At 43.8% G+C, this 22,131-nt stretch carries 24 protein-coding genes and 2 tRNA genes; 10 read left to right on the top strand and 16 right to left on the bottom strand.

The annotated features are described in order from the left end of the window. Nucleotides 1-17: 17 nt before the first annotated feature. The 4 genes from QY318_04080 to QY318_04065 all read right to left on the bottom strand — a co-directional run bounded on the left by QY318_04080 (nucleotide 18) and on the right by QY318_04065 (nucleotide 4,254). Nucleotides 18-1,304 carry a Y-family DNA polymerase gene (locus QY318_04080; protein ID WKZ30995.1) on the bottom strand — a complete coding sequence of 429 codons (1,287 nt, stop codon included), beginning with the start codon at nucleotides 1,302-1,304 and terminating at the stop codon, nucleotides 18-20. Next, entirely contained in the window at nucleotides 1,301-1,684 is a 384-nt protein-coding gene (gene umuD / locus QY318_04075; GenBank protein ID WKZ30994.1) for a translesion error-prone DNA polymerase V autoproteolytic subunit, read from the bottom strand. The genes QY318_04080 and umuD overlap by 4 nt, the downstream gene beginning before the upstream one ends. Nucleotides 1,685-1,689: 5 nt before the next feature. Beyond that, nucleotides 1,690-2,385 carry a transcriptional repressor LexA gene (gene lexA / locus QY318_04070; GenBank protein ID WKZ30993.1) on the bottom strand — a complete coding sequence of 232 codons (696 nt, stop codon included), beginning with the start codon at nucleotides 2,383-2,385 and terminating at the stop codon, nucleotides 1,690-1,692. A 117-nt stretch (nucleotides 2,386-2,502) separates the two neighbouring features. After that, nucleotides 2,503-4,254, bottom strand: coding sequence for a hypothetical protein (locus QY318_04065; GenBank protein ID WKZ30992.1), 1,752 nt, complete (start codon nucleotides 4,252-4,254; stop codon nucleotides 2,503-2,505). 198 nt (nucleotides 4,255-4,452) lie between these two features. Between QY318_04065 and QY318_04060 the strand changes: the two genes are divergently transcribed. From QY318_04060 to QY318_04040, 5 genes are all read left to right on the top strand, one after another. Next, nucleotides 4,453-4,851, top strand: a complete 399-nt coding sequence (locus QY318_04060; GenBank protein ID WKZ30991.1) for a hypothetical protein — start codon at nucleotides 4,453-4,455, stop codon at nucleotides 4,849-4,851. Between the two features lie 143 nt (nucleotides 4,852-4,994). Beyond that, nucleotides 4,995-6,005, top strand: a complete 1,011-nt coding sequence (locus tag QY318_04055; protein WKZ30990.1) for an L-tyrosine/L-tryptophan isonitrile synthase family protein — start codon at nucleotides 4,995-4,997, stop codon at nucleotides 6,003-6,005. A gap of 39 nt (nucleotides 6,006-6,044) precedes the next feature. Continuing rightward, entirely contained in the window at nucleotides 6,045-6,632 is a 588-nt protein-coding gene (locus QY318_04050; protein ID WKZ30989.1) for an NAD(P)H-dependent oxidoreductase, read from the top strand. 17 nt (nucleotides 6,633-6,649) lie between these two features. Then, nucleotides 6,650-7,042, top strand: a complete 393-nt coding sequence (locus QY318_04045) for a DUF1801 domain-containing protein (protein ID WKZ30988.1) — start codon at nucleotides 6,650-6,652, stop codon at nucleotides 7,040-7,042. A 69-nt stretch (nucleotides 7,043-7,111) separates the two neighbouring features. Further along, entirely contained in the window at nucleotides 7,112-7,615 is a 504-nt protein-coding gene (locus QY318_04040; protein WKZ30987.1) for an adenylyltransferase/cytidyltransferase family protein, read from the top strand. A gap of 8 nt (nucleotides 7,616-7,623) precedes the next feature. Here QY318_04040 and QY318_04035 read toward each other — a convergent pair whose 3' ends face one another. The 9 genes from QY318_04035 to QY318_03995 form a co-directional block, all read right to left on the bottom strand. Continuing rightward, nucleotides 7,624-8,010: a VOC family protein gene (locus QY318_04035; GenBank protein WKZ30986.1), complete on the bottom strand. Its 387-nt coding sequence runs from the start codon at nucleotides 8,008-8,010 to the stop codon at nucleotides 7,624-7,626. Nucleotides 8,011-8,055: 45 nt separating this feature from the next. Beyond that, complete coding sequence (locus QY318_04030; protein ID WKZ30985.1) at nucleotides 8,056-8,898, bottom strand: PhzF family phenazine biosynthesis protein; 843 nt, start codon at nucleotides 8,896-8,898, stop codon at nucleotides 8,056-8,058. Nucleotides 8,899-8,992: 94 nt separating this feature from the next. Then, nucleotides 8,993-9,565, bottom strand: a complete 573-nt coding sequence (locus tag QY318_04025; GenBank protein WKZ30984.1) for an HD domain-containing protein — start codon at nucleotides 9,563-9,565, stop codon at nucleotides 8,993-8,995. A gap of 334 nt (nucleotides 9,566-9,899) precedes the next feature. After that, nucleotides 9,900-9,976, bottom strand: a tRNA-Gly gene (locus tag QY318_04020). A gap of 32 nt (nucleotides 9,977-10,008) precedes the next feature. Further along, nucleotides 10,009-10,084, bottom strand: a tRNA-Phe gene (locus tag QY318_04015). Nucleotides 10,085-10,129: 45 nt separating this feature from the next. Next, nucleotides 10,130-10,780, bottom strand: coding sequence for an HAD-IA family hydrolase (locus tag QY318_04010; protein WKZ30983.1), 651 nt, complete (start codon nucleotides 10,778-10,780; stop codon nucleotides 10,130-10,132). A 2-nt stretch (nucleotides 10,781-10,782) separates the two neighbouring features. Beyond that, on the bottom strand, nucleotides 10,783-11,772 hold the full coding sequence (locus QY318_04005; GenBank protein ID WKZ30982.1) for a DHH family phosphoesterase: 990 nt from the start codon (nucleotides 11,770-11,772) through the stop codon (nucleotides 10,783-10,785). 29 nt (nucleotides 11,773-11,801) lie between these two features. Next, nucleotides 11,802-12,902, bottom strand: a complete 1,101-nt coding sequence (locus QY318_04000; protein WKZ30981.1) for a glycosyltransferase — start codon at nucleotides 12,900-12,902, stop codon at nucleotides 11,802-11,804. Then, nucleotides 12,895-13,665, bottom strand: a complete 771-nt coding sequence (locus QY318_03995) for a hypothetical protein (protein WKZ30980.1) — start codon at nucleotides 13,663-13,665, stop codon at nucleotides 12,895-12,897. Before QY318_03995 ends, QY318_04000 begins: the two co-directional genes overlap by 8 nt. A gap of 44 nt (nucleotides 13,666-13,709) precedes the next feature. On the opposite strand from QY318_03995, the gene QY318_03990 reads away from it, so the two are divergent. After that, nucleotides 13,710-14,600: a glycosyltransferase family 2 protein gene (locus QY318_03990; protein WKZ30979.1), complete on the top strand. Its 891-nt coding sequence runs from the start codon at nucleotides 13,710-13,712 to the stop codon at nucleotides 14,598-14,600. 1 nt (nucleotide 14,601) lies between these two features. After that, entirely contained in the window at nucleotides 14,602-15,390 is a 789-nt protein-coding gene (locus tag QY318_03985) for an undecaprenyl-diphosphate phosphatase (GenBank protein WKZ30978.1), read from the top strand. Here the strand turns inward: QY318_03985 and QY318_03980 are convergent. Next, nucleotides 15,387-16,088: an FkbM family methyltransferase gene (locus tag QY318_03980; GenBank protein WKZ30977.1), complete on the bottom strand. Its 702-nt coding sequence runs from the start codon at nucleotides 16,086-16,088 to the stop codon at nucleotides 15,387-15,389. The genes QY318_03985 and QY318_03980 overlap by 4 nt on opposite strands. Before the next feature lie 94 nt (nucleotides 16,089-16,182). Between QY318_03980 and ung the strand changes: the two genes are divergently transcribed. Next, a complete protein-coding gene (gene ung / locus QY318_03975) occupies nucleotides 16,183-16,845 on the top strand; it encodes a uracil-DNA glycosylase (GenBank protein WKZ30976.1) in 663 nt (220 codons plus the stop codon). A 38-nt stretch (nucleotides 16,846-16,883) separates the two neighbouring features. Here ung and QY318_03970 read toward each other — a convergent pair whose 3' ends face one another. Further along, nucleotides 16,884-18,437, bottom strand: coding sequence for an ABC-F family ATP-binding cassette domain-containing protein (locus QY318_03970; GenBank protein WKZ30975.1), 1,554 nt, complete (start codon nucleotides 18,435-18,437; stop codon nucleotides 16,884-16,886). Between the two features lie 207 nt (nucleotides 18,438-18,644). Then, entirely contained in the window at nucleotides 18,645-20,303 is a 1,659-nt protein-coding gene (gpmI, locus tag QY318_03965; protein ID WKZ30974.1) for a 2,3-bisphosphoglycerate-independent phosphoglycerate mutase, read from the bottom strand. Nucleotides 20,304-20,320: 17 nt separating this feature from the next. Here gpmI and prfB point away from each other — a divergent pair, with 17 nt between their 5' ends. After that, the gene (prfB, locus tag QY318_03960) at nucleotides 20,321-21,400 is read left to right on the top strand and encodes a peptide chain release factor 2 (protein WKZ30973.1); all 1,080 of its coding nucleotides are present in this window, start codon (nucleotides 20,321-20,323) and stop codon (nucleotides 21,398-21,400) included. Nucleotides 21,401-21,431: 31 nt separating this feature from the next. After that, nucleotides 21,432-22,124 carry an ATP-binding cassette domain-containing protein gene (locus QY318_03955; GenBank protein WKZ30972.1) on the top strand — a complete coding sequence of 231 codons (693 nt, stop codon included), beginning with the start codon at nucleotides 21,432-21,434 and terminating at the stop codon, nucleotides 22,122-22,124. Nucleotides 22,125-22,131: the final 7 nt, after the last annotated feature.

Raw genomic sequence — 22,131 nt, 5'->3', positions numbered from 1 at the left:
TTCTCTCAGTTATTGGGCTAGCTTACTGTAAGAAGCTCATTCCACTCCGTAGTGTAGGATGGCGAGCGGCTTTCTGATTTCATCTTCCACCGATGACCTACTCCTTCCGATGCTATTCTTACAGCACCTCGCCCCCATTTCAAGTTTATACTATCTATATATTTATTTAGATTAATTCTCTTTGCAACACTCTCCTCACTTGAGATCCTACCCCAAAGCTGAAGCTGTAGGCTGTCTAAAGGCACAATATTGTATAAACACACTCCTGCTTTTTTATATCTATAACCTGGTCGGAAGATCTCAGAGGCCGCCTGAGTGGCATATGCGGCTATATCTTGAGTCTCGAAAGAGGGCATCTGAAAATTCACCTTCTTATAGAGCGTCGAGTATTTATGCTGCGACTCTTGCGAATTCTTAATGATGAGGAAAAGATACATCGAGCTGGCTGCGCATCCCTGCCTCCTCAGCTTCTCGCTAGCGCTTGCAGCATAGAAAGCAACACTCTCAAGGATCTCCTCTTTCCGAGTTACTTTATATCCGAACGACCTGGTGTAGGCAATGCTCTCCCTATATGAATGGTCTTGATGCACCTCGAAGCAGCGCGTGCCGTTTAGCTCAAGCCAGGTGCGATACCCAGCCACGGTAGCCATTTTGCGCACTGTTTTTCCGTCCATTCTTTTGAGATCCAACACACTATCTACACCAATCTTTTCATATTTCTTGGAGAGCTGCCTGCCGACTCCCCACACCTCCGAGACAGGCAAGCTCTCCAGCACACAATCCTGCTCTTCGTGTGTCATATTGCCGAAATCTACACAGCCGCCTAGCTCCGGGTTTTTCTTTGCCACCTCCGAGCCTATCTTCGCGAGAGTTTTCGTAGCAGCCACGCCAATAGAGACTGGTATACCGGTCCAAGTAAGTATATCTGCCCGCAGAGATCTCATCTGAGCACCAATCTGTTGCGGATTGTAGCCCTCAAGGTCGAGGAACGCCTCATCTATAGAGTAAAACTCCACCTTCGGGATGCGGTTCTTCAATATCCGCAAAACTCTGCGCGACATATCTATATAGAGGGGGTAGTTCGACGAAAATACCTTCACATTATGCTTCTTCACCAATGCTTCCACCTGATAGTACGGCACGCCCATCGGGATATTGAGCTGCCGCACCTCATTGGAGCGTGCAACAACACACCCGTCGTTATTGGAGAGGACTAAGACGGGTCTATCTTTAAATTTCGGGTTAAACGCCCGTTCGCACGATACGAAAAAGTTGTTGCAATCAACTAGGCCTATGCTCCTCATATGGCCTGATGGATCACGTAGATAACCTTACCCCATGAGAGGAAGTCATCTTCTTCATGGATCATCATAGATTTGTATCGGGAATTCTCTGGTAACAACAAGAAGCGATCTCCTTTCTTTTCCAATCGCTTGACTGTGAACTCACCATTTATAGAGGCAATGATGATATCACCGCTCTTTACGGCTTGCGACCGGTCCACGATAAGAAGATCTCCATTGTAGATACCAGCTCCAACCATTGAATCCCCGCTAACTCTCAGGAAATATGTTGCCTCAGGGTTTTTAATGAGGAACTCATTAAGATCGAGCTTCTTCTCCACCACCTCTTCTACTATCCCGGGGAATCCGGCATATATAGGAGAGAAGTAGAGCGGCGTCATCTTATTTACGAGTTCAGTTTCCTCAATGAGCCAATTTTCGAGTCACCCATATTCTCTGATTTCTCGTTAACAGGATTATTAAGCACAGTGATCACTTTGCCCGCTATATATGTAGAGTTTTCGTTGTCGACATATATTGGCTTATGGATAGGGTTTGTGGACTCTGGGAATAGTGTGACAACCTTGCCATCTCGCTTAAAGGTCTTTACCGTAGCCCCATGATTAATCACTGCTAAAACCACATCGCCATTTCGCACCTCTGCATCTTTGGCAATGATTGCATAGTTGCCGTTTCTCATATGTACGCCATTCATCTTTTTACGATCCATAGAGTCTCCTCGAAGCTCTACACCGAAAACCTTTCTACTACTTTTCAAGAGACTTCTATCCACTGTAAGCTCGCCAAGATACTCATCCTCAGCAGTCATGAGCGGCTCACCAGCATTTGCAAAACCCATTAGCGGGACAGTAATAAAATCGCCTGCTAGGTCACCCAGAAGCTTGATGCCACGAGCCCGTCCATTTCGGACGATATAGCCTTTTCTCTCAAGGGCATCTAGGTGGAAAGCTACACTCTTCTTAGTGGATAAGCCAAGCTCACCCATCATCTCGTTAAGAGAGGGAGCGGTACCATCTTGATCAAATTTATGCTTAATGAGATCAAGAACTTCTGCCTGCTTCTTGGTTAATGCGACTTCCATCTGATTACCCCTAACAAATTAGCTACACCCACTACACCCACTACACCCACTACACCCCAATATACAACACCCACTACACCCTGTCAACGGGCGATCAGATAGCGTGAAAGATTAACCTTACTTAATTGGGAAAGTTAAAGATCTCAAGAGATCTTTGTATTGCACCATTGCGGCAGCTAGTTCTGCTGGGCTTAATGTCTCATGTCCGTGAAGCTTGTTAAAGTCACCGACACCAATTGTTATTAACTTCTCACCATTTGCCCATACAATTGGGTGGATATGCTCATATGTGCTAGGACCACCGTCATGCATCGCGTTGAATACATTGATTCTTGGGGTACATTCAATGCCAAATGCTTCGTTAATATTCTTTTTAAGGTTGTTCTGTGCAGCTTCAACCAATCCCCAATCTTTCTCTTGTACCTCAAGACCTTCACGACATGATGCAGCCTGATTTCGCTCTATAGACATCTTTACCTTAGAGCTTTTCACCAATTCGATGCCTCGCTCAATATATTTCTCAACCAACTCGAGATAGTCAGCCTTAAGCATCCTATTGAGCACGGCCTCGAAATTAATATTTGAGGAGAAATAAAGCTTGGCAAATTGTGGGACGCTGTTAGGCTTATTTACATCACCCCACTGGACTGAAGTCAGCTTCATCCTATCCTCGTCGAACATTCCAGCCAGGAACAGCATTGAAAGGGTTAGAGGATCACAGGTCTTCCCTAAGACAAAGTTGGCTGGATGTATACTGTCCTTTAGATCAATCTCGACAATTGCACCCTCGGATGTGATCTCATATTTGTACATCTCTGCGAATTTGCATTGGAGAGCCGAGTTATCAACTTTCTGTACCCTATCAATGTGGTTGCTATCAAGAACCGCCTTCTCCATTAGCTTAAATCCCTCGCAGGCACCGATCTTCTTGTTGGTTCGAAGCTCCCAGATGAAGTCACCTTCATGCCCATCCAAATTAAAATATGTGGGAATTAGCTCCGTGGCAATTAGTTGCTCGCGATCGGTTGAGGTCTCGCTACTCATAGAATTTACATGGAAATACTCCTGCCACACTCTTAAGAAGCTGAACACAGATTGAGCGATATCGCTACATGAAGCCTCTCCTGAGCCGAATCTAAAAGTACCAGTAACCTTACCACGGTTGGCATAAGCTATACCTGGAACGATATTTTCATTAATAACTGCATTACCTACCTCATCGAACTGCTGAGCTTTGCTGGTCGCTTCGCACACAATCATGTAAGCCAACTCCTTTAGCTTGCCTGTCTCATACCACTGGTTCATCAAATACTTCATACCCTGCGTATTTACCTCTTCACCATCGCTAACTATTAGCTTTACGCAGATATTTTGGTCAAGAGAATCCTTGTTCTCCTCGTACCAGCGGTTGAAGTTTACAAACTCGTACAGTGCAGACACTAGGTTGATGCTATCGTCGACGATACCCTGTGCAGACATTTTGCCACCTTCAAGCTTAATCTGAGAATCATTTCGAGCGACATGGTCGTGGTGAACTGAGAAGATTGCATTTTTACCATTATCTACAAAATCTTCAGCACCCACATATGCCTCAACCACATACCAAGAGTTATCCTCATTTGCGACAGCATAATTCTCACTATTCTCTAGCTTCAGTACTTTTGATTTGCATCCGTTCTGGTTAAGCCAGCGAGAGATAAATTCAGCCTTCACCTTACCTTTGCGGCTGGTGGCGCTGTTATCCATACTGACAATCTGCTCAAGCAGCTGTATAAAGCCGTCAATTTCTTGCGCAGCCAAAGTGCGCGAGTTATTATGGAAGTGCTTCAACACAGAATCCTTGAATTGTACAAGTTCTATAGTGTTCATAAATTTGCTGATTACCCCTGCATCTGTAATAATATCGGCATATTACGCCGCCCATTACATAAATTATACTACAGGATACGCAAATTCGCAATAAAGGGCACACATAAGGCATTAAGGCGTAATCCCCCAATAAAACTTTGCAATACTTTGACTTCTTACTTATAATGAAAGTAATTAACTTGAGGGGGGTTAGCTCATATGTGTTTATTCTTCATTATCTTACTTTTTGGTCCTAGACTTGGACTACTTTCGTGGTGGTTGGTATCACCAGCTCGATTTAATATAGTTTTCGAGACATGGATCTGGCCATTTATAGGTTTAGTATTCCTACCATGGACTACATTGATGTATGTAGCAGTGGGAACAAATGGTGTGGTCGGATTTGACTGGGTATGGCTTGGTTTAGCATTGCTTGCAGATATTGCTTCATACTCAACCAGCGGCTACTCGAATAGAGATAAGATTCCTGGCTACAGCAAGACGACGACGACTACAACCACAACAACAGCTGCACCAACAGAGAGCGCGACTGAGGTCCCTGCAAAGCCTGTAGAGACAACTGTTACTGAGAGCACAACAGAAGAGTCGAAGGGCTAGTAGCACGGATTGTCTTTGATCGTTACTGATTTAATGCTACAATTTGTTGATCCTGTAGCTCAGGTAAGAGCGCTTCTAATACATAGAAGAGGTCGCAGCCTTAAAACTGCCGGGATCACCAATTCTATTCAAGCGGATTCATTATGCAGAATGATGTCTTACAATTTCTTAAGGAAAGGCTTGAAAAGAGATACTCCTATAACCTAACGCCTAAGGATAAAAGAAAGCTTGATCAAAACCCCGCTGACTTTATCTTTGAGAGAATCACCTCGGGAAAGTTTAAGAAAACGAAAGCCGATGAATTAACAGCTGAAAACTGTCGGAAGAAGATCGATTCTGCTGTCTCATCAAATTTGCCAATAAAGTTTACATTTCCGTTTGGCGGCTACAAGCTACATTCATTACCTTCAGCCCCAATGACAGACTGGGCAGAGTTTTTTATGATTGCCTACTATGCTGACTTTTTGAACCAGATTGCTGAGCATTACAAGCCAGGAGTTGAGTTAGCATTTTCTTCGGACGAAGTGATTATTAATAGGTTGGATAATATTCCTCAAGGAGAACTCGACGGCTACACAGACTCATTTAAAGAAATTCTACATCTCTTTAATCAACATTTAGCACCTAACCTAAAAATAGTGCTGCAAAGGGTAAGAGATTTGTATGAGTCAGAAGAGGAATTTGAAAAAGAGCTACAAAAGAACATGAATGAGACAAAGGATAACTGGGATGGCTTTGATGATGTGAAGAAGGCAAAGCGGAAAAGCTCATTTATACTGAACTATAATTTTGCAGGTGAAGAAGATAGAACTGACTTAAATCAGGAGGAACTAGAAGATCTACTCAGAAGCAACACACAACTACACGATGCCTACGGGCTACTAAGTAAAAGGAAAGACTTTGTACGAGGGTCAGATGTAATAGTTCTGTTTACCACCCCAATTCCAGATGCAATTACCTTAGGTACAACCAGATACTCCGCCGTAAAATTTTGGACAGGCTTTGGGGTACTAAAAAGACGTAGCAGCTCATACGAGGAACATGTGCTATCACCGAAACAGCTTAGTCTGATGGGCGACTTCGAAGAGGTTCGTGTAGATAGTCTCACTACGCTTAAGAATAGTAATTTGCACACTATTCGGATTTACGAATAGCAGTGGGGTCAAAGAATATAACTTTATAGAATGTACAGTATGCCAAAGATTAAAATTATTACAGGCTCTGTCCGCCCAAACCGCTTCAACGACCAGCCATCCAACTGGATCTATGATATCGCCACCAAGAGAAAAGATGCAGAATATGAGCTTGTAAACCTTGCCGAGATGAATCTGCCGTTCCTTGACGAGCCAAAGTCACCAAAGGCCCGTGAGTATACGAAGGATAATACAAAAGCCTGGTCTGAGAAAGTTGAAGCATCCGACGGATTTCTCTTCGTCACGCCAGAGTATAACCACTCTGTATCCCCTGCGCTGAAGAATGCATTAGATTTTCTTTATTACGAGTGGAACCACAAGCCAGCCAGCTTTATTAGCTATGGCGCCGAGGCAGGTGGTGCGAGGTCTGTTGAGCATCTGCGGGCAGTGTGTGGCGAATTAAAGATGTACGACCTGCGCGAGCAGCTGATTTTGCCTAATTATTGGGAGAATCAGAATGAGTCGGGTGAGTATCAATTTAATGAGAAGCATGAGGAGGCTGCGAATAGGATCTTGGATGAGCTGGTATTTTGGTCTACTGAAATGAAGAGTGCAAGAGAGAAAATGACTGTAGCAGTGAAGAAGTAAGTTATTAGAAGAGGCATATGAACGTAGAGATTCTAAAATATAACAGCTCTCAACACTCTGAAGCTGATCGAGAAATCTGCGAGAGGCTTGCTAAAACGATTTCTGAGAATCTTCCAAGCACCGAAGATAAGATATGGCATGGCCACCCTGTATGGTTTATTGATGGCAATCCTATTGTAGGATATAGCAAGCTTAAAGATAGTGTGCGGCTACTATTCTGGAGCGGACAATCATTTGAGGAGGAGGGTTTGCAGAAAGAGGGTAGTTTTAAAGCAGCTGAAGCTAGATATACGTCTCCCGATCAGATTAATGAAGACGATCTTAAGCGCTGGTTGAAAAAGTCTGTAGATATTCAGTGGGATTATAAGAATATTGTGAAGAGGAAGGGTGAGCTTGTGAGGCTGAAATAATGTCTTGCTACTTTGTTAGAATACTCTCCATCGGATTACCCTAAACAAGCTCATCTGATATAATCAAAAATGATCAAGAATCATACCGAATTCTCCCTTGACACTATCTGTAGTATTTCTCACGATTTGCGGAAAAACGGTAAGACAGTTGCTTTCACACACGGCGCGTTTGATTTGTTCCATATAGGTCACCTGACTCTCCTTGAAGATACGAAAAAGGCAGCAGATTTTCTCATCGTTATGGTTGAGTGTGATAAGAATGTAACCTCATACAAGAAATATCCTCGCCCGATTATTAGCGAAGAGCATAGGGTTGGAATAGTGGGAAATTGCGAGTGTGTGAATATCGCTTTTGTTAATAACGAGCCGATGGGCAAAGACCTGTATACGCTTCTTTACCGAGAGATTAAACCAAGTTTCGTTGCAATCGGTCGCGAGTATGGGTACGCGGACGCGATTGAAGAGCAGACAAGCCGAGCAGATATAATGCTTAGGAGGTTCACGCGCAGACAGAAAGCATTTACTTCTACTACAGAGATAATCGACAGAATTGTGCAAAGTCACCGCGATTAGTCTAGCTTCTATCGAGACAGATCCGCATACAGATCCACTCTATAACCATCTGGATCCTCAACCACTGCGTATCGCTGATTCCAGAAAGCATCCCAAGGCTCTTTTACTACTACAAAGCCGTTATCCTTCACCTTGCTGGCGACGGCATCAACCTCTTCTGGCGAATCATACCTTATTGCGAACGGAGAGTGGTTTGCTGGCCTTGGTTCCTCGCCAAGAATATCTCGGATGATCTCTACACTATCAATCATTAGTCTTGCTGACCTGTCTGGGGTAGCTGGCTCGATATGTCCTTCTGTTAGGTCTAATCCTGTGAAGTCGAATCCTAGTTGTGTATAGAATTCAACTGTTTTGGTCATGTTGGTTGTTGTAACTCCGACGGCGTCTATTTTCATAATTGGATTGTAACAAAATCGGTTACTTATTCCTACCAAACAAACCTAAATTTCTAATCGCTTAGATCCAAATCTAACAGCATTTCCACCAACATAAACAGCACCATCATTGATTTGAACTACTATTCGACCTGGCTTTCCTAATTCGAACCCTTGTTCAATAATAATTTGATCGTGAATGATAAGGTTGTATGCCCTCGCATAAAGAGCAAGCGCTCCACCCGCCACACCTGTGATAGGATCTTCAGGAATCCCTGCTGCGGGATTAAACTGTCTAGCATGAAAATTAGAGCCTGGGAGAATAACTTCTTTAGTGAAAACATAAAATCCTTTGACCGGATATTTTTTACAAAACTCAATCATTGCTTCAAAGTCCGGTTGAACTGTTTCTACAATGTTCAAATGTTTAACTGGTATCATTAACTTTGGGCTTCCTACTGAGGCTGTTATGATAGGCAAATCAAACATGTCAGAGGGGCGTATTCCTAATAATTTCCCTATTTCGGTCTTATCATATTCCTTATCTACTAATTCAGATCTTGCCATCTTCATCATGAGTGATCCATCCTCTTCTCTATATACGGATAGTATCCCTGCCCCTGTTTCGACCTTTATCTCATTAAATGGTTTTTTCTCATAGATAGCCTGCGCACCGGCAAGCGTTGCGTGTCCACAAGAATCAACTTCTGTTATGGAGGTCATAAACCTGAGTCTATAATCTGCTTCAGAAGTACTTGGCTTAACAATAAATACGCTTTCAGAATAGTTAAGTGTGGCAGCTATTTCTATCATTCTATCTTGAGTTAGATTATCAGCATTAAAAATAACCCCTGCAGGGTTTCCTTGATCAGGTTTATCCGCGAACGCTTTAAACAATTCAATCTCCATAATGTGTCTGTGCCTAGAATAAACAATTTTACACTTGCCACGGTAAGTGCAAGACTGTAAGCAATAATATGTCTAGATTTTATTCTTCCCTTAACTAAACCCTTTGTGCTTTTATCTGATCGACAAAATTGTCAGGGTCCGTCTCAAAGAGATTCTTTAGAAGTGCGACAGAGCTTTTAAAATGCAGCATCTCATCAAATGGGGCGACTTTTTCGATATACTTGGCACTGTACTTGCTACCGTTGTACGAGTTCTCAAGCAACGTGGTATACAGCTCGATTATATCTGCATCCTTTACCAATTTCGTCTCCGGCTCTTGGCGATCTTCATACTTTTCAAGAATCGCTTTTAGTCTCTCCCCAAATTCTCCCAACCCTTCTGCAATGTCTTCAACAGCGGATTTTTCCTCGCGCTTAATATATTTCTTCTGGATATTAAAGTTGTCACCACAGCGAACCTCCGTCGTGTCGTGAAATAGTGCGTATGTTAAGACCTTCTCGATATCCAACCCCTCTTCTCCGGCGAGGTAATAGGCTATAAGCATAGTCCTGAATGTATGGTCAGCAACCGAGTCAGTATTATCAAATATATTTAGGAATGGTGTTCTACGTATCTGGCGTAGTGCCCCCATTTCATATACAAAGTCTGCGAAGCTCTTCTTTTTCATAAACAAATTGCAAAATATTGTATCTTATCTTTGAGAAACTCTGTTCTTATATAGTTATGACAATTTTCTTATCGGCAAGCTTGAAAAGTTACTGAACGAGGGAGCGTGCATAAGACTCGCTATGCTCGTCTTGGAGGGACGGGGTGTACTCGCTGATTCTACTTCGCTGCGCTCTGTAGAATTGCTGCGAAGCTGTGATTGCACTCAGTCGTCGTCACTTCGTGACTTGACTTCGCTTAATCCACAGGGCGCACCCTGGCTGCGCCATGGGTTCTCACGCTACCAACTCCATGCCGCCAACTCATAGTGCGATACGCACTATGAGTTGGCGGCATGGAGCGAGGGACGGGGTTCGAACCCGCGACCTGCACATTGGCAATGTGCCGTTCTAGCCAACTGAACTACCCTCGCAATTTTGCACCATTCTTCGCTAAAGCTACGAATGGTGCCGAGACCCAGACTTGAACTGGGGACAGCTTGCTCTTCAGGCAAGTGCTCTACCAACTGAGCTATCTCGGCAATACAAAGAACCTTTGTAACAATGCAATGATATCAAAAGAGTGCTTAATCAGCAAGGTCAAAAAGCCCTTCGAACTGCTGAATGTTCTCAACAAGGTAGTCTGGATCAACGGCTTGCAATGCCCGGAGCGTGTTTATCCCCCACGCTACCGAGATGATTCGAAGCCCAGCCTCTTTAGCTGCGCGTGCATCACGGGTCTCGTCACCGACATAGATCACATCTTCAGGGTGAAGCTTGTAGATTTTGTAGAATCGAGCCATCGAAACCGCCTTACCAAATAGTGCTTTCTCACTACGGATATATTCAAAGAGGTCAAGAATGCCCTCGCGCTCAAGCAGGTTATTCACATTTGCCTCTGAGTTCGAGGTAAGGACACCCATGCGATATCCAGCGGCACTCATCCTCTGTAGCAACTCGCCAAGCCCCTCAACGACATCGATCTTATCAAGGTTCTCATGAAAAGCCTTCTGAACCTGACGCAATATGCCTGGGATTTTGTAAAATGGGATCTTCAGATCCCTGATTGATTGCTGCAGATCCTTGTCGCGAAACTGTTCAAACTGTTCGTCTGTGAGTGGGGGCTTGTGGAGGGATTCCAGGATTTTGTTGGCTGTGAGATGGGCATATTTAAACGAGTCATTGATGGTTCCGTCGAAATCAAAGAGGATAAATTTTGTGTTTGGGATTTTTTCCACTGTTATACATTCAACTCTCTTAACTTACTCCTGACAAGCTCTATAGCTTCAGTAATATCCTTGGCTTGAATTACGCCTGCCGCGGCTGCCTCTCTTCCACCACCACCAAAAGCCTGTCCAAGCTCCAATACGCTAAACTTTAGGTCTGATGCTCTAAAGCTAACAGCAAATTTGCCTTCACCTTCTTCCGCGACGCAAAATACAAACTTAACACCGCTTAGTGACTTAAAATTGTCGACATGTCTGACGATGACCTTACCAAGGTCTATCTTCTCGTTCGCCAACTCTTCCAGCGTAAAGTAGGAGTAAGCATATTCACCACCTTCATCGAGCACGAGATGCGATAAAACTATTTTGTTAAGCATCAAATCATCCCAACTTCTGCCAATCTTCAGTTTCTGGATGATTCCCTTGTAATCAAGGCCATTCTCTAGCAAGTCGGCCAGATATCGCAAATCCTCAGCTGTAGTCGTGTCAAAACTCATGAATGATGTGTCTGTTACAATCCCTGTAGCAACAAGTGTTTTTTCCGGCTCTGTGAGCTCAATATCCAAATGCATAAACAACTCCACCAAAACGGTGCAGGCCGAACCATACTGTTTTACATAGTTCAGGATGCCATAAAACGAATTGCCACTATGGTGGTCAATATTTATCAGATCAATATCAGAGGTTAACTCAAAACCAATTTCCGAAGACATATGCCCTTCCTCACCGCAATCGGTAACTATAACAAGGTCATACTTGCCAAGATCAACGGAACTAATATCTGTATTCTCCTTAACTGGAGATACATCAACTATATCTTTAGCATTATAAGCTAGCTCGCCTGTATAGATGATGTCTACTGACTTTCCGAGCTTCCTCTCGATCACACTTTTCATTAACAGTGCAGAACAGAGTGCATCAAAGTCAAACCGCTTATCGTGAACCTGGAGAATCTTATTCGCTTTAGAAATCCTATCCCAGATCTCTTGCGGGGTGTTGTTCATGATGAATAGTCGATATTATCCTGTTTGAATTATACAGAAGCCGTTGCTGTTTTTACAATCTTTCTGAATTCCTTCTTGAATTCCTGGTCCGAGAAGTGCATTAGTTTCTTCTTTTCAATTTTGAGCGGATCCGTTTTCGGTATCTTGGAGCTCCCTTGTTTAATAATGTATATTCCCCCAAGCTTTTTGCGTATCTCAGCTACTGCGCCATTGTTATAAGCAATAACTGGGCAGCCGCTTGCTATGGCCTCGATGGCTGCGATCCCGAAATCTTCTTCGCCCAAGAAAAAGAGCCCCTTTGCCTTGCTGAGTAGCTTATATTTCTCTTTCTCGCTCACCCAACCGAGAAACTGTATGTTTTTATGCTTTGAGTACTTCTTTTGGAGTCTTTTCTTTGTCCTGCCGTCGCCTGTGAGTTTTAATGTTGCTTTATTGGCTATAGCAAGCTCGATTGCAGCTTCCGCTCCCTTATTTTCCTCAAATGGTGATAGCGCCAAATAGTAGTTAGAGCGCTTCTTGGACGATTTGCAGTTGGAAATGTCGACGGGCGGATTTAATACAAAATCAGCCCCCCTACCATAAAATTTTAGCAGCCTTTTATTAACAAATCCTGAAACCGCTATAAGATAGTCCGGCCTATTAAAAGCCCCAACATCCCACACACGCAAATAGTGCAAAATCGGAGAGACAAAAAACTTTCTGACTCTAGAATATTTAGACATGTAAAGATCCTTCTGATCCCACAAATATCGCATCGGCGTAAAAATATACGAAACATGTGTCGTGCCCAACGGAGTAATCACACCATGAGCTACAGATGCACTCGTAGAAATTACCAAGTCATACTCATGAAATTTTAATGACTCAATTGCCATCGGCCAAAACGGAAGTGTCACTTTGTAGATCCTCTTAATAAAGGGCAATCGCTGAAGCCAAGTAAATTTCACGCTCTTTCCTTGAAAATTTTCGGCAAGAAATCGCTTATCTCCAAAAAGTGCATACAGATCAGCATCCGGGAAAATCTCACAAAGCGACTTTACAACCCGCTCCCCACCACGCATCTTGAAAAACCAGTTGTGAACGATTGCAACTCTTAGGGCAGACCGCTTATCCTTGCCCTTTTTAGTCATAATCAACTACAGTCCTCTTCTTGGTTGAACTTACATTCTCGGAGGCCTTCACTACCATGCTACCGCCAAAGAAAATCAGCATAGCACCAACCAGTGTTAAGCCTCCAATATAGAGCGGGAGATAATCTCGCACTGCTGTATCAGGCACTTCAGGCTCTTCAGGCACAACTCCAGAGTCTTGAATCGTAAACGTCACTGCGGCAGGCTTACTGTTCAAGATATTTTGCGGTGGACTGCCATGGCTCATAATTACAGATTTAAAAGGCTGGTCAGATCCATTATATTCCCAATCGAATGTGACGCTCCCCTCTCTCAAAGCCTCAAATGTCAGCCGAACAAACACATCGGGTGCCCCGTCCGTTGCATATAAATCATCAACTCCCGCTTGTGAAAATCCTGTCACCATTACAACACCATTTGTATTGTCAGTTGTCTGTCCATCGGTAGGATATTGAGCGAAAAGTGAGTTATTTCGGCCGGCATTTGTCAGCCTCACGCGAGTCGGATCAAAGGTGATGACCGCTCGCGCCTGTACCACCTCGGTACCTGCTGTATCAATTAGCACATCAATGCTGAATTGTTGCCCTTCTACAACATATCCGTTGCTAGGTGTAATCGAAAATGTGGCAGAGCCAGAAGCTTGGGTCGGCGCTGGAAAAGCCAGCAGATTGACAGCAGATGCGAATAATATAAGAATTAGGGAATCTATGCGGAATGTTTTGATTGACAGATTTTCTCGGGTCATGGTGAACAATTCTAGCATGTTTGAAACAGATTAGGATATTATTTTTGATCCAAGATATCGAAATGCCAGGCAAGACGGCGATACTAATTGTGTCCTACAACGCGACTGAGAATCTGAAGGCATGTCTCGAGAGCCTGCGTTGGACTGAAGGGCGAGAGGAATACAAGGTTTTCCTTGGTGATAACTCTAGCTCAAATGTAATTTCTGCAATGGTTACGAACGAGTACCCATGGGTTGCATTTTCGATGAATGAGGTGAATCTCGGTTTTGCCAAAGGTATGAACCGACTATGTGCTCAAGCAGTCACTGAGTATGCGCCTGATTATATATTGCTAGTTAATCCCGACATGCGGATCGATAGCCAGTCAATCGAGTTAATGAAAAAGAGCCTGGATAATGGCGAGAAGATCGCCGCAGTTGGCCCAAAGCTGCTTGACGACGAGAATAATATTGAGGACTCAGTAATTACTCCGCCGAAATTTCACCTTTTATTCATGAAATTCATGATTCATGGGTTAACTGGAAGCGAGCGAATTTCATTAAATTATGATCCTACCAGTTGGAGCCGAGCCCAAGCTATATCTGGTGCCTGTATGCTTATACGGAGGGTTGCGATTGACGATGCAGGCTTCTTTAATGAAAGATTCTTTATGTATTTTGAGGATGTAGAATTTTGCTGGAGGCTGAGAAAAAAGGGTTGGGAGATCTATTATGATCCAAATGCAATTGCCCACCACAGTCGTGGCAAGTCTTCTGAAGAGAAAGAGGATGTAAGAAGATGGCGAGCAGAGCAAACTTATATTTCATTAATTACATATTTTAGCGCCACAGGGCAGAAAATGGACCTCTGGCTTACACGCTTAATGATCTTAGGCATACTGCGAGCTCGCATCCTATTGAACAAGGATGCAGATTGGTCTAGAACTGTTATAGATAAGATTAAGTCAATGTGAAATGGATATTAACCTGTATATCTTGGCTGTAGTCCAAGGAGTATCAGAATTGCTGCCAATCTCTAGCTCCGGACATTTGATAATTTTTAGCGAGATCTTGAAAGTCGAGGCAACTGTCGCCTTATTAACGCTGCTGCATATCGCTACGCTTGGCGGAATTGTCGTTGGCTACTGGCCTGAGTTAATGAAAATCATTAAAAATAGCTTCAGATGGAGGGTGCTGCTAAATATAGTGATCAGCTGTATCCCTGCTGTCATGCTAGGAATTCTAATCGGTGAGATCTTGGATGAGTATTTCTACAATTTACCTTTTGTAGCAGCGATGCTTATCTTGTGGGGCGTAGCTCTGATTGTAACTGAGCGACTGCACGATCGAAGACCAGTACAGAAGTTTAATGATATTTCAGAATTGCGAGCGATTGATGCGCTGGTTATAGGCTTATTCCAGACTTTGGCTTTGTTGCCTGGAACTTCTCGTTCTGGGGTAATGACGCTTGCAGGGGTATGGCGAGGTATGCGCAAGGATATTGCCCTCGAATATGCTTTTATTGTCGGAATTCCGATAATCGCAGGGTCTTTCTTTTTTACAGTAGCTACTGATTTTGAGGACTTCAAGCCTTTTTTGAATATGAATGGATTTGTAACTGTGGCTTTAGCCTTTGTAGTCAGTCTCCTTGCTGTACTGCTACTAAAATATGTCAGCAAGAAGAAGTTCCTCACATTTTTCGGTTGGTACAGAATTGCACTCGGAGCATTGCTAATTGGCTACCTGCTTATTACCCAGCTCTAAGCACTTTGACGAGCTTTCATTATGAAAAGCTTGCTAAAGTCGGGCTGTCGGACAATTTTTCCGTTTTGCCAAATCTCAATCGTGAAATCGTCTGCTAGCAGTCGAGCAGTCATCTCTTTAAATCTCTGTCTCGACTCGGGATGTATCTCAATAATCATTTCATTAATTTTCATTAAATTTTTCTGAATATCTTTGAAAATTTCAAACTCTGCCCCCTCCACATCTATTTTGAGCAGATCAACTTTATCCAGCTTCTCTAGAATCTTTGCAAGTCTTCTTGCTTCAATCTCAACTGGCTGCTGCGCCTCCTGCTTGCTCCAAGATCCATTTGTAAAGCTTGAGTTTGAGTCCCAAGATACATCATTTGCAGGGATATACAGCTTTCTTTTCCCGTCGCTGCCAGCGATTGCAATATTGTATGCCTCAACATTTTGCAAACCGTTCTGCCAAATATTCTCCTCAAGCAGCTTGAATGCCACAGGATTCGGCTCAAAAGCAAAAACTGTACCCCCTGGCCACTGCTGCTTAAAATAAAGAGTCGCCAACCCAATATGTGCACCAATGTCTAGTATGATAGGCGTTTCACTTTGAAGTTTGGTCGCATATATCTGGGTATTAAAAATCTCGTTCTTGATCGAATGGAACTCGCGCGAGTTAATGTAACTGATTATTAACTTTCCTAACTTGGTCGATGGCATGTGTGATTATACCGCGATTTCTTGTTAATTGCTCAGACCCGATCGGGTCTGAGCAATTAGGGTCTGACCCAGCCGGGTCGTGATATAATCGGCCATGGCAGTCAAAATCCACCCCTCCTGGGAAAAAGTCCTCAAAGAAGAATTCACCAAAGAGTATTTCATAACGCTAACCAACTTTGTAAAGAGTGAGTATAAAACCGAAACCGTTTACCCTGCCGGCGCAAATATCTTCAACGCCTTCGAATACACACCATTTGACCAGGTAAAAGTAGTTGTACTTGGACAAGACCCATACCATGGCGAAGGACAGGCGCACGGCCTATCTTTCTCAGTGCCGGACGGAGTTAAGCCACCACCATCATTGGTAAATATCTATAAAGAGATCAAAGAGGATCTTGGCAAAGATATCCCCGCCAGTGGGAACCTCGAAAGATGGGCAAAACAGGGCGTGTTAATGCTAAATGCTACTCTTACCGTACGCGCCAAATCGCCCGGCTCGCACCAGAATCAGGGCTGGGAGCAATTTACAGATGCTGCAATCAAAGCACTTAACGAGCGCCGCAAGAACATTGTGTATATGCTCTGGGGTGCCTATGCACAGAAGAAAGGTGAATTTATCGATCGAGAAGAGAATCTAGTACTTGAAGCAGCCCATCCTTCTCCATTCTCTGCTCACAACGGATTCTTTGGCTGCAAGCATTTCAGCCAGGCCAATAAATTCCTTATTCTTAATGATATTGAGCCTATAGATTGGTAGCCCCATAGAGAGTATAATCGCGGCGCACATACACAACACTATTCCCCTATCCTCACACTCCTATCAGCCACATTATCCACAAAATAAGCATCGTGCGAAATCAACACAATCGACCCATTAAATTGCAGCAACAGCCTTTCCAAGGCCTCGATCGCGTACAGATCTAGGTGGTTTGTTGGCTCATCCAAAAGCAAGAGGTTATAGTTCCCCTCTATAAATTTCATTAAATGCAGCCTATTTTTCTCACCGCCAGAAAGATTTGCGATTAAAGTCTTGGCCTGCTCGCGCTCGAATAGGTATTTTTCAAGTAGACCATATATGCGGCTTATGCCAGCTTCAAATTCACGCTCAATATAGTCACCGAGATATACATTCTCATTTTCGAACTGCAGTGTCTGATTAAAGTAGCCAACAACCGACGCTGGTGTTACGGTGACAGAGCCTTCTGCTTCAACATAGTCACACTCGCCGACAACATATTTCATCAGAGTAGACTTCCCTGCTCCGTTTTTTCCAGTAATTGCGACAGTCTCGCCATACCTCACATCCAGATTCAGATGCTCGAACAAGATCCGCTCTTTCGTCATCAAGGTGAGATCATTAATTTTTAATGGGAACTGCGAGTACTTGCCTTCATATTTTAGCTCCCCACCGATGCGAGCCTTTTCTAGAGTCGGCTTGATACCTGGCATTTCTGTCTCTATTCTTTCCATGCGGATCTGCACGCTGCGAATTTTCTTCTTCCATTTCGGGCTATCATACAGAGAAGCTTTCCTCTTGTAGGTATCGACCAATTCCTGCAGACGATCAACCTCTTTCTGGTCTTTGCGATATCGTGTCACCTGATTAATCAAACGGCGTGTATGCTCCTCTTCATAAAATTCCCAATTGCCGTTGTATACCTGCAACACCTTATCTTCCAATTCCCAGATTTTGCTACATGCGGCACTAAGTAGCTCACGGTCGTGAGAGATCACCAGCACACAGTTAGGAAACTTACTAATTAATGAAATGTATTTCTGCTTCAGCTCCGAGTCGACATGGTTTGTTGGCTCGTCTAAGAAAAGAAGCTCGGGCTCCTGTGCCATTATTCCCACCATATAGAGCAGCCTTTTCTGCCCTTCAGACAAGGCGCTTACAGAATGCTCGTACCAACCTTCGTTAAAGCCAACAATATCAAGCAGCAGGGTAACCTTTTTCATAACCTCGTAGCCGCCAACACTATCGAATAGGTGCAATGCCTCGACATAGTTCTCGTCGAACTTTTTCTGAACCTCGTGATCAAGTAAGAACATATACTGAGAGGCGACATTGGTGAGGCTCATGCAAAATTGAAATAGACCCTGATTCAAGATCTCTCCTTCAATCTCTTGTGGCACATAGCCGTAATTACTGTAATCTGTAAGCAAATTGCCTGAATCAGGCTTAGTTTCCCTCATCAGTATGCGCATCAAAGTGCTTTTTCCTGATCCGTTTATTCCGATTAGCCCTATCTTTTCCGCGTTAAAAACCTTGCCGGCTACGTCGAAATAAAGCTCGCGGTCATTATATCTTTGCTTAATCTGTGAAAAGTCTATTAATTTTTTACTCATATGTCTCAAATCTTAACAAGTTAGGTGGGTAGCCCTATTACCCAGTATGCGGGCGCGTTAAAACCTAGCAGTTGTAGCCTGCTAGTCGCAATAAGACTGTTTTCCTTGTCCTAAATGCGTATTGAGACACACTTTCTAGAGCAAAATTTAATCAAACCATTATACATCAGGCTTTGCTGCACTCGCAAATTGCACAGAGTGAAATTCTTACAAGACATTCATCAGATTGAGGCCTGTCATCTCTTCTGGTGGCTCAACTCCCAAAATTGCCAAGATTGTCGGAGCGACATCGGCTAGCAATCCTGAGGTTGGCACGTCGCGCCCCTCACCAAGCCTGATCGGTGTCTCATTTACACCAGCTAGAAGTTGCTCCTCATTGTCCACAAGGATAAATGGTACAGGGTTGATATTGTGATATGTATCTATCTTCCCAGTCTCACGATCGATCATCGTCTCACAATTTCCGTGGTCGGCAATTATAATCGCAGCGCCATTGTGCTTAACTGTCGCGGTAACAATATCCCGAACGCAATCATCGACAAATTGATTTCCGGTGACCGCTGCCTGTAGATTACCTGTGTGTCCAAGCATATCTGGATTTACAATATTTATGACTGTGAATGCGTACCTGTTTTCGGCATTGTTATTTATCCGTTTTACCAACTCATCGCGGGTAATAGCAGCGCTCATTTCGGGAGTTTGCGAATAATCGAATACCTTCGGAGATGGGACACTGAAGAACTCCTCACCTGGATGAGGCTCTTCGATACCGCCATTTAAGAAATATGTAACGTGCATGAATTTCTCTGTCTCGGATATATGGAACTGATTCCATCCCTGATTGGCTATCACTCGGGCAAGTGAGGCCTCGATCTTTTTCGGCGGGAAGATCACATGATTGTCCAGTCCATCGCCATAACCGGTCATTGCGAGGTAATAAAGATCTTTATGGAACACCTTCCTCTTAAAGCCATCGAAATTGGCCTCATCAATCACAAATGCTTTGGTTATCTGCCTGGCCCTATCTTCACGGAAATTGTAGAAAAGCAACACATCGCGGTCCTTGATTGCACCGATCGGCTCACCCTCTTTATCTACCAAGGTTGTAGGCACAAAAATCTGGTCGTTCTCATCATTCTTGTATGCCTCCTGCACTATCTGGAATGGATCGGTAGCTATTCGCCTACCGTGACCAAGCATCGCATCATATGCCATCTCTGTCCTATCCCACCTCTTATCACGATCCATTGCATAAAACCTCCCTGACAATGATGCCAGCCGCCCTACTCCAACTTCATTAATCCTATTTATAAGCTTGCTAAGGAAATAGTAGCCGTCTGTCAGGCCTGTATCACGCCCGTCGAGGAAGGCATGGATATACGGATTGATCCCTTCTCTCTTGCATATATCTAGAAGCGCAAAGAGGTGGTCGATATGGCCGTGTACACCACCTGTGCTGAGAATGCCCATCATGTGAAAATCAACACCGTTCTCTTTGGCATAGTCTAGAGCTGCCTTTAATTCCGGATTTTCTTGAAATTTACCATTGCTAATCGCGTCATTAATTCTCGGAAGACTTTGGTAAACAATCTGCCCCGAGCCAATATTTAGGTGACCCACTTCTGAGTTGCCAGGCTCAAGTTCTGGCAGCCCTACATGCACACCAGAAGCGTGTAGAAGTGTCGAATGCCCTTTCGTCCAGATTGTGTCGAGAAATGGCGTTTTGGCTTGAAGCACAGAGTTGCCGAGCGGGTCAGGATGAATTCCTAGACCATCAAGAATGATTAAAGTGACAAGTTCTTTCCGGATATTGAGCGCGGAAGTAGGCAGATTTTCTTCTTTCTTCCTGGAAAATAGGTCGAACATGGTAATATAATAGCCTAATGGAAATGATTAGCAAAGTCGACATAGAAAGGCTGATCAGCGAGGTAGCTGAAACAGTCGACGATCTAAAAATCGAAGAGAAGAAGGGGAAGCTTGGCGAGCTTGAGACAAAAGCTATGGCTCCTGACTTCTGGTCAACTCCTGAAACGGCGAAGAAAGTCCTCTCTGAAATTGACTCGATAAAGAGCGAATTAACAACTGCCGATGAGATTCAGAAATCTGCATCTTCGCTGCTTGAGCTTTTTAATATTTCGAGTGACGCTGAATTAGAGGCGATTTCATTAGAATTTAATGAAATTGAAGAAAAGTTTAGAAGATTCCAGACATTTAAGTTTCTCTCAGGAAAATATGATAACAGCGATGCTATCCTCTCGATCCACTCCGGACAAGGCGGCACCGAGGCGAACGATTGGGCAGACATGCTGATGAGGATGTACCAGAGATATGCCGAGCGATCCGGCTGGAGCTGCCAGATTGAGCACGTCGTCCGCGGGACCGAGACAGGAATTTCGACAGTGACAATGCTAATTTCTGGGCAGTTTGCTTTCGGGAAATTAAAACGAGAGACAGGTACCCATCGATTGGTTCGTCTATCACCTTTCAACTCACAAAATTTGAGGCAGACATCATTTGCTGGAGTCGAGGTAACTCCAGTTATAGAAGATAACGATGAGATAAAAATTAATGAAAATGATCTCGAGATCAAAGCAGTGAAATCAGGTGGACCTGGTGGACAGCATGTAAATAAAACATCTTCTGCAATCCAGCTTCGTCACATACCTACTGGGATCACAGTGCATAATTCCGAGCAGCGTAGCCAAGCACAGAATCGCGAAGCAGCGATGAGGATCTTGCGCGCCAAGCTTTGGCAGCTAGAAGAAGAGAAAAAAGAGAAAGAGTTAAGACAGATTAAAGGCGACCATAAGATTGCCGGATGGGGCAACCAGATCCGAAATTATGTGCTGCATCCATATAAATTGGTCAAAGACCTGCGCACTGGAGTCGAGAGGAACGACCCAGAGAACGTACTTGATGGCGATCTTGATCAATTCGTTGAAGCAGAAATCAGAATCATGTAATATAGACTGATTCAATTCTTAGATAGTAGATGTGAGCAAGCCTCAAATTATTAAGTTTGACAAAGTCAGCAAGGTATACAAAGGAAGTATAAACGCACTCGATGACGTTACCTTTAATGTTGACGAAGGTGAGTTTTTCTTTGTTGTAGGTACCTCAGGTGCAGGCAAGTCAACCATTATCCGCCTGCTTATCAGGCAAGAATTGCCAACAACTGGTGACATAGCATTTGAAGACATTGCAGTTACGAAGATCCCGCGCAAGATGCTTTCGATCTATAGGCAGCAGCTCGGAATTGTCTTCCAGGACCTGAAGCTTATTCCATCTAAGACAATTCGTGAAAATGTAAGCTTCGCACTCGAGATTCTTGGCAAAGATCGTAAGGAGGTGACCGACACTACCGATTACTTGCTTGAAGTTGTTAAGCTGCAAGACAGGGCAAATCTATTCCCTGAAGATCTGTCAGGCGGAGAGAGGCAAAGAACTGCGATCGCAAGGGCGTTGGCTAATGATCCGAAGCTACTGATCGCTGACGAGCCGACTGGCAACCTTGATCCAGACACTTCATTTGAGATCCTTGAGATTTTAAAAACGGTAAACTCATGGGGAACTACAGTAATGATTGTAACCCACGACAGAGACATTGTAGATGCGATGAAAACCCGCGTTATCCATATGGACAAAGGTAAAATCGCTGGTGATTATGTTGGTGGGTATCGCGAATAAATTCAAA

The organism is Candidatus Dojkabacteria bacterium, from assembly GCA_030583845.1.
Taxonomy (GTDB): Bacteria; Patescibacteriota; Dojkabacteria; order SC72; family JAHDCA01.
Note: the sequence above shows the minus strand (reverse complement) of the source record. Positions and strands in the feature narration are given on the sequence as shown.

Bases quoted from the DNA above. Each gene is read 5' to 3' on its own strand.
- QY318_04080 (WKZ30995.1), bottom strand. From the start codon at position 1,304: ATGAGGAGCATAGGCCTAGTTGATTGCAACAACTTTTTCGTATCGTGC.
- umuD (WKZ30994.1), bottom strand. From the start codon at position 1,684: ATGACGCCGCTCTACTTCTCTCCTATATATGCCGGATTCCCCGGGATA.
- lexA (WKZ30993.1), bottom strand. From the start codon at position 2,385: ATGGAAGTCGCATTAACCAAGAAGCAGGCAGAAGTTCTTGATCTCATT.
- QY318_04065 (WKZ30992.1), bottom strand. From the start codon at position 4,254: ATGAACACTATAGAACTTGTACAATTCAAGGATTCTGTGTTGAAGCAC.
- QY318_04060 (WKZ30991.1), top strand. From the start codon at position 4,453: ATGTGTTTATTCTTCATTATCTTACTTTTTGGTCCTAGACTTGGACTA.
- QY318_04055 (WKZ30990.1), top strand. From the start codon at position 4,995: ATGCAGAATGATGTCTTACAATTTCTTAAGGAAAGGCTTGAAAAGAGA.
- QY318_04050 (WKZ30989.1), top strand. From the start codon at position 6,045: ATGCCAAAGATTAAAATTATTACAGGCTCTGTCCGCCCAAACCGCTTC.
- QY318_04045 (WKZ30988.1), top strand. From the start codon at position 6,650: ATGAACGTAGAGATTCTAAAATATAACAGCTCTCAACACTCTGAAGCT.
- QY318_04040 (WKZ30987.1), top strand. From the start codon at position 7,112: ATGATCAAGAATCATACCGAATTCTCCCTTGACACTATCTGTAGTATT.
- QY318_04035 (WKZ30986.1), bottom strand. From the start codon at position 8,010: ATGAAAATAGACGCCGTCGGAGTTACAACAACCAACATGACCAAAACA.
- QY318_04030 (WKZ30985.1), bottom strand. From the start codon at position 8,898: ATGGAGATTGAATTGTTTAAAGCGTTCGCGGATAAACCTGATCAAGGA.
- QY318_04025 (WKZ30984.1), bottom strand. From the start codon at position 9,565: ATGAAAAAGAAGAGCTTCGCAGACTTTGTATATGAAATGGGGGCACTA.
- QY318_04005 (WKZ30982.1), bottom strand. From the start codon at position 11,772: ATGAACAACACCCCGCAAGAGATCTGGGATAGGATTTCTAAAGCGAAT.
- QY318_04000 (WKZ30981.1), bottom strand. From the start codon at position 12,902: ATGACTAAAAAGGGCAAGGATAAGCGGTCTGCCCTAAGAGTTGCAATC.
- QY318_03995 (WKZ30980.1), bottom strand. From the start codon at position 13,665: ATGCTAGAATTGTTCACCATGACCCGAGAAAATCTGTCAATCAAAACA.
- QY318_03990 (WKZ30979.1), top strand. From the start codon at position 13,710: ATGCCAGGCAAGACGGCGATACTAATTGTGTCCTACAACGCGACTGAG.
- QY318_03985 (WKZ30978.1), top strand. From the start codon at position 14,602: ATGGATATTAACCTGTATATCTTGGCTGTAGTCCAAGGAGTATCAGAA.
- QY318_03980 (WKZ30977.1), bottom strand. From the start codon at position 16,088: ATGCCATCGACCAAGTTAGGAAAGTTAATAATCAGTTACATTAACTCG.
- ung (WKZ30976.1), top strand. From the start codon at position 16,183: ATGGCAGTCAAAATCCACCCCTCCTGGGAAAAAGTCCTCAAAGAAGAA.
- QY318_03970 (WKZ30975.1), bottom strand. From the start codon at position 18,437: ATGAGTAAAAAATTAATAGACTTTTCACAGATTAAGCAAAGATATAAT.
- gpmI (WKZ30974.1), bottom strand. From the start codon at position 20,303: ATGTTCGACCTATTTTCCAGGAAGAAAGAAGAAAATCTGCCTACTTCC.
- prfB (WKZ30973.1), top strand. From the start codon at position 20,321: ATGGAAATGATTAGCAAAGTCGACATAGAAAGGCTGATCAGCGAGGTA.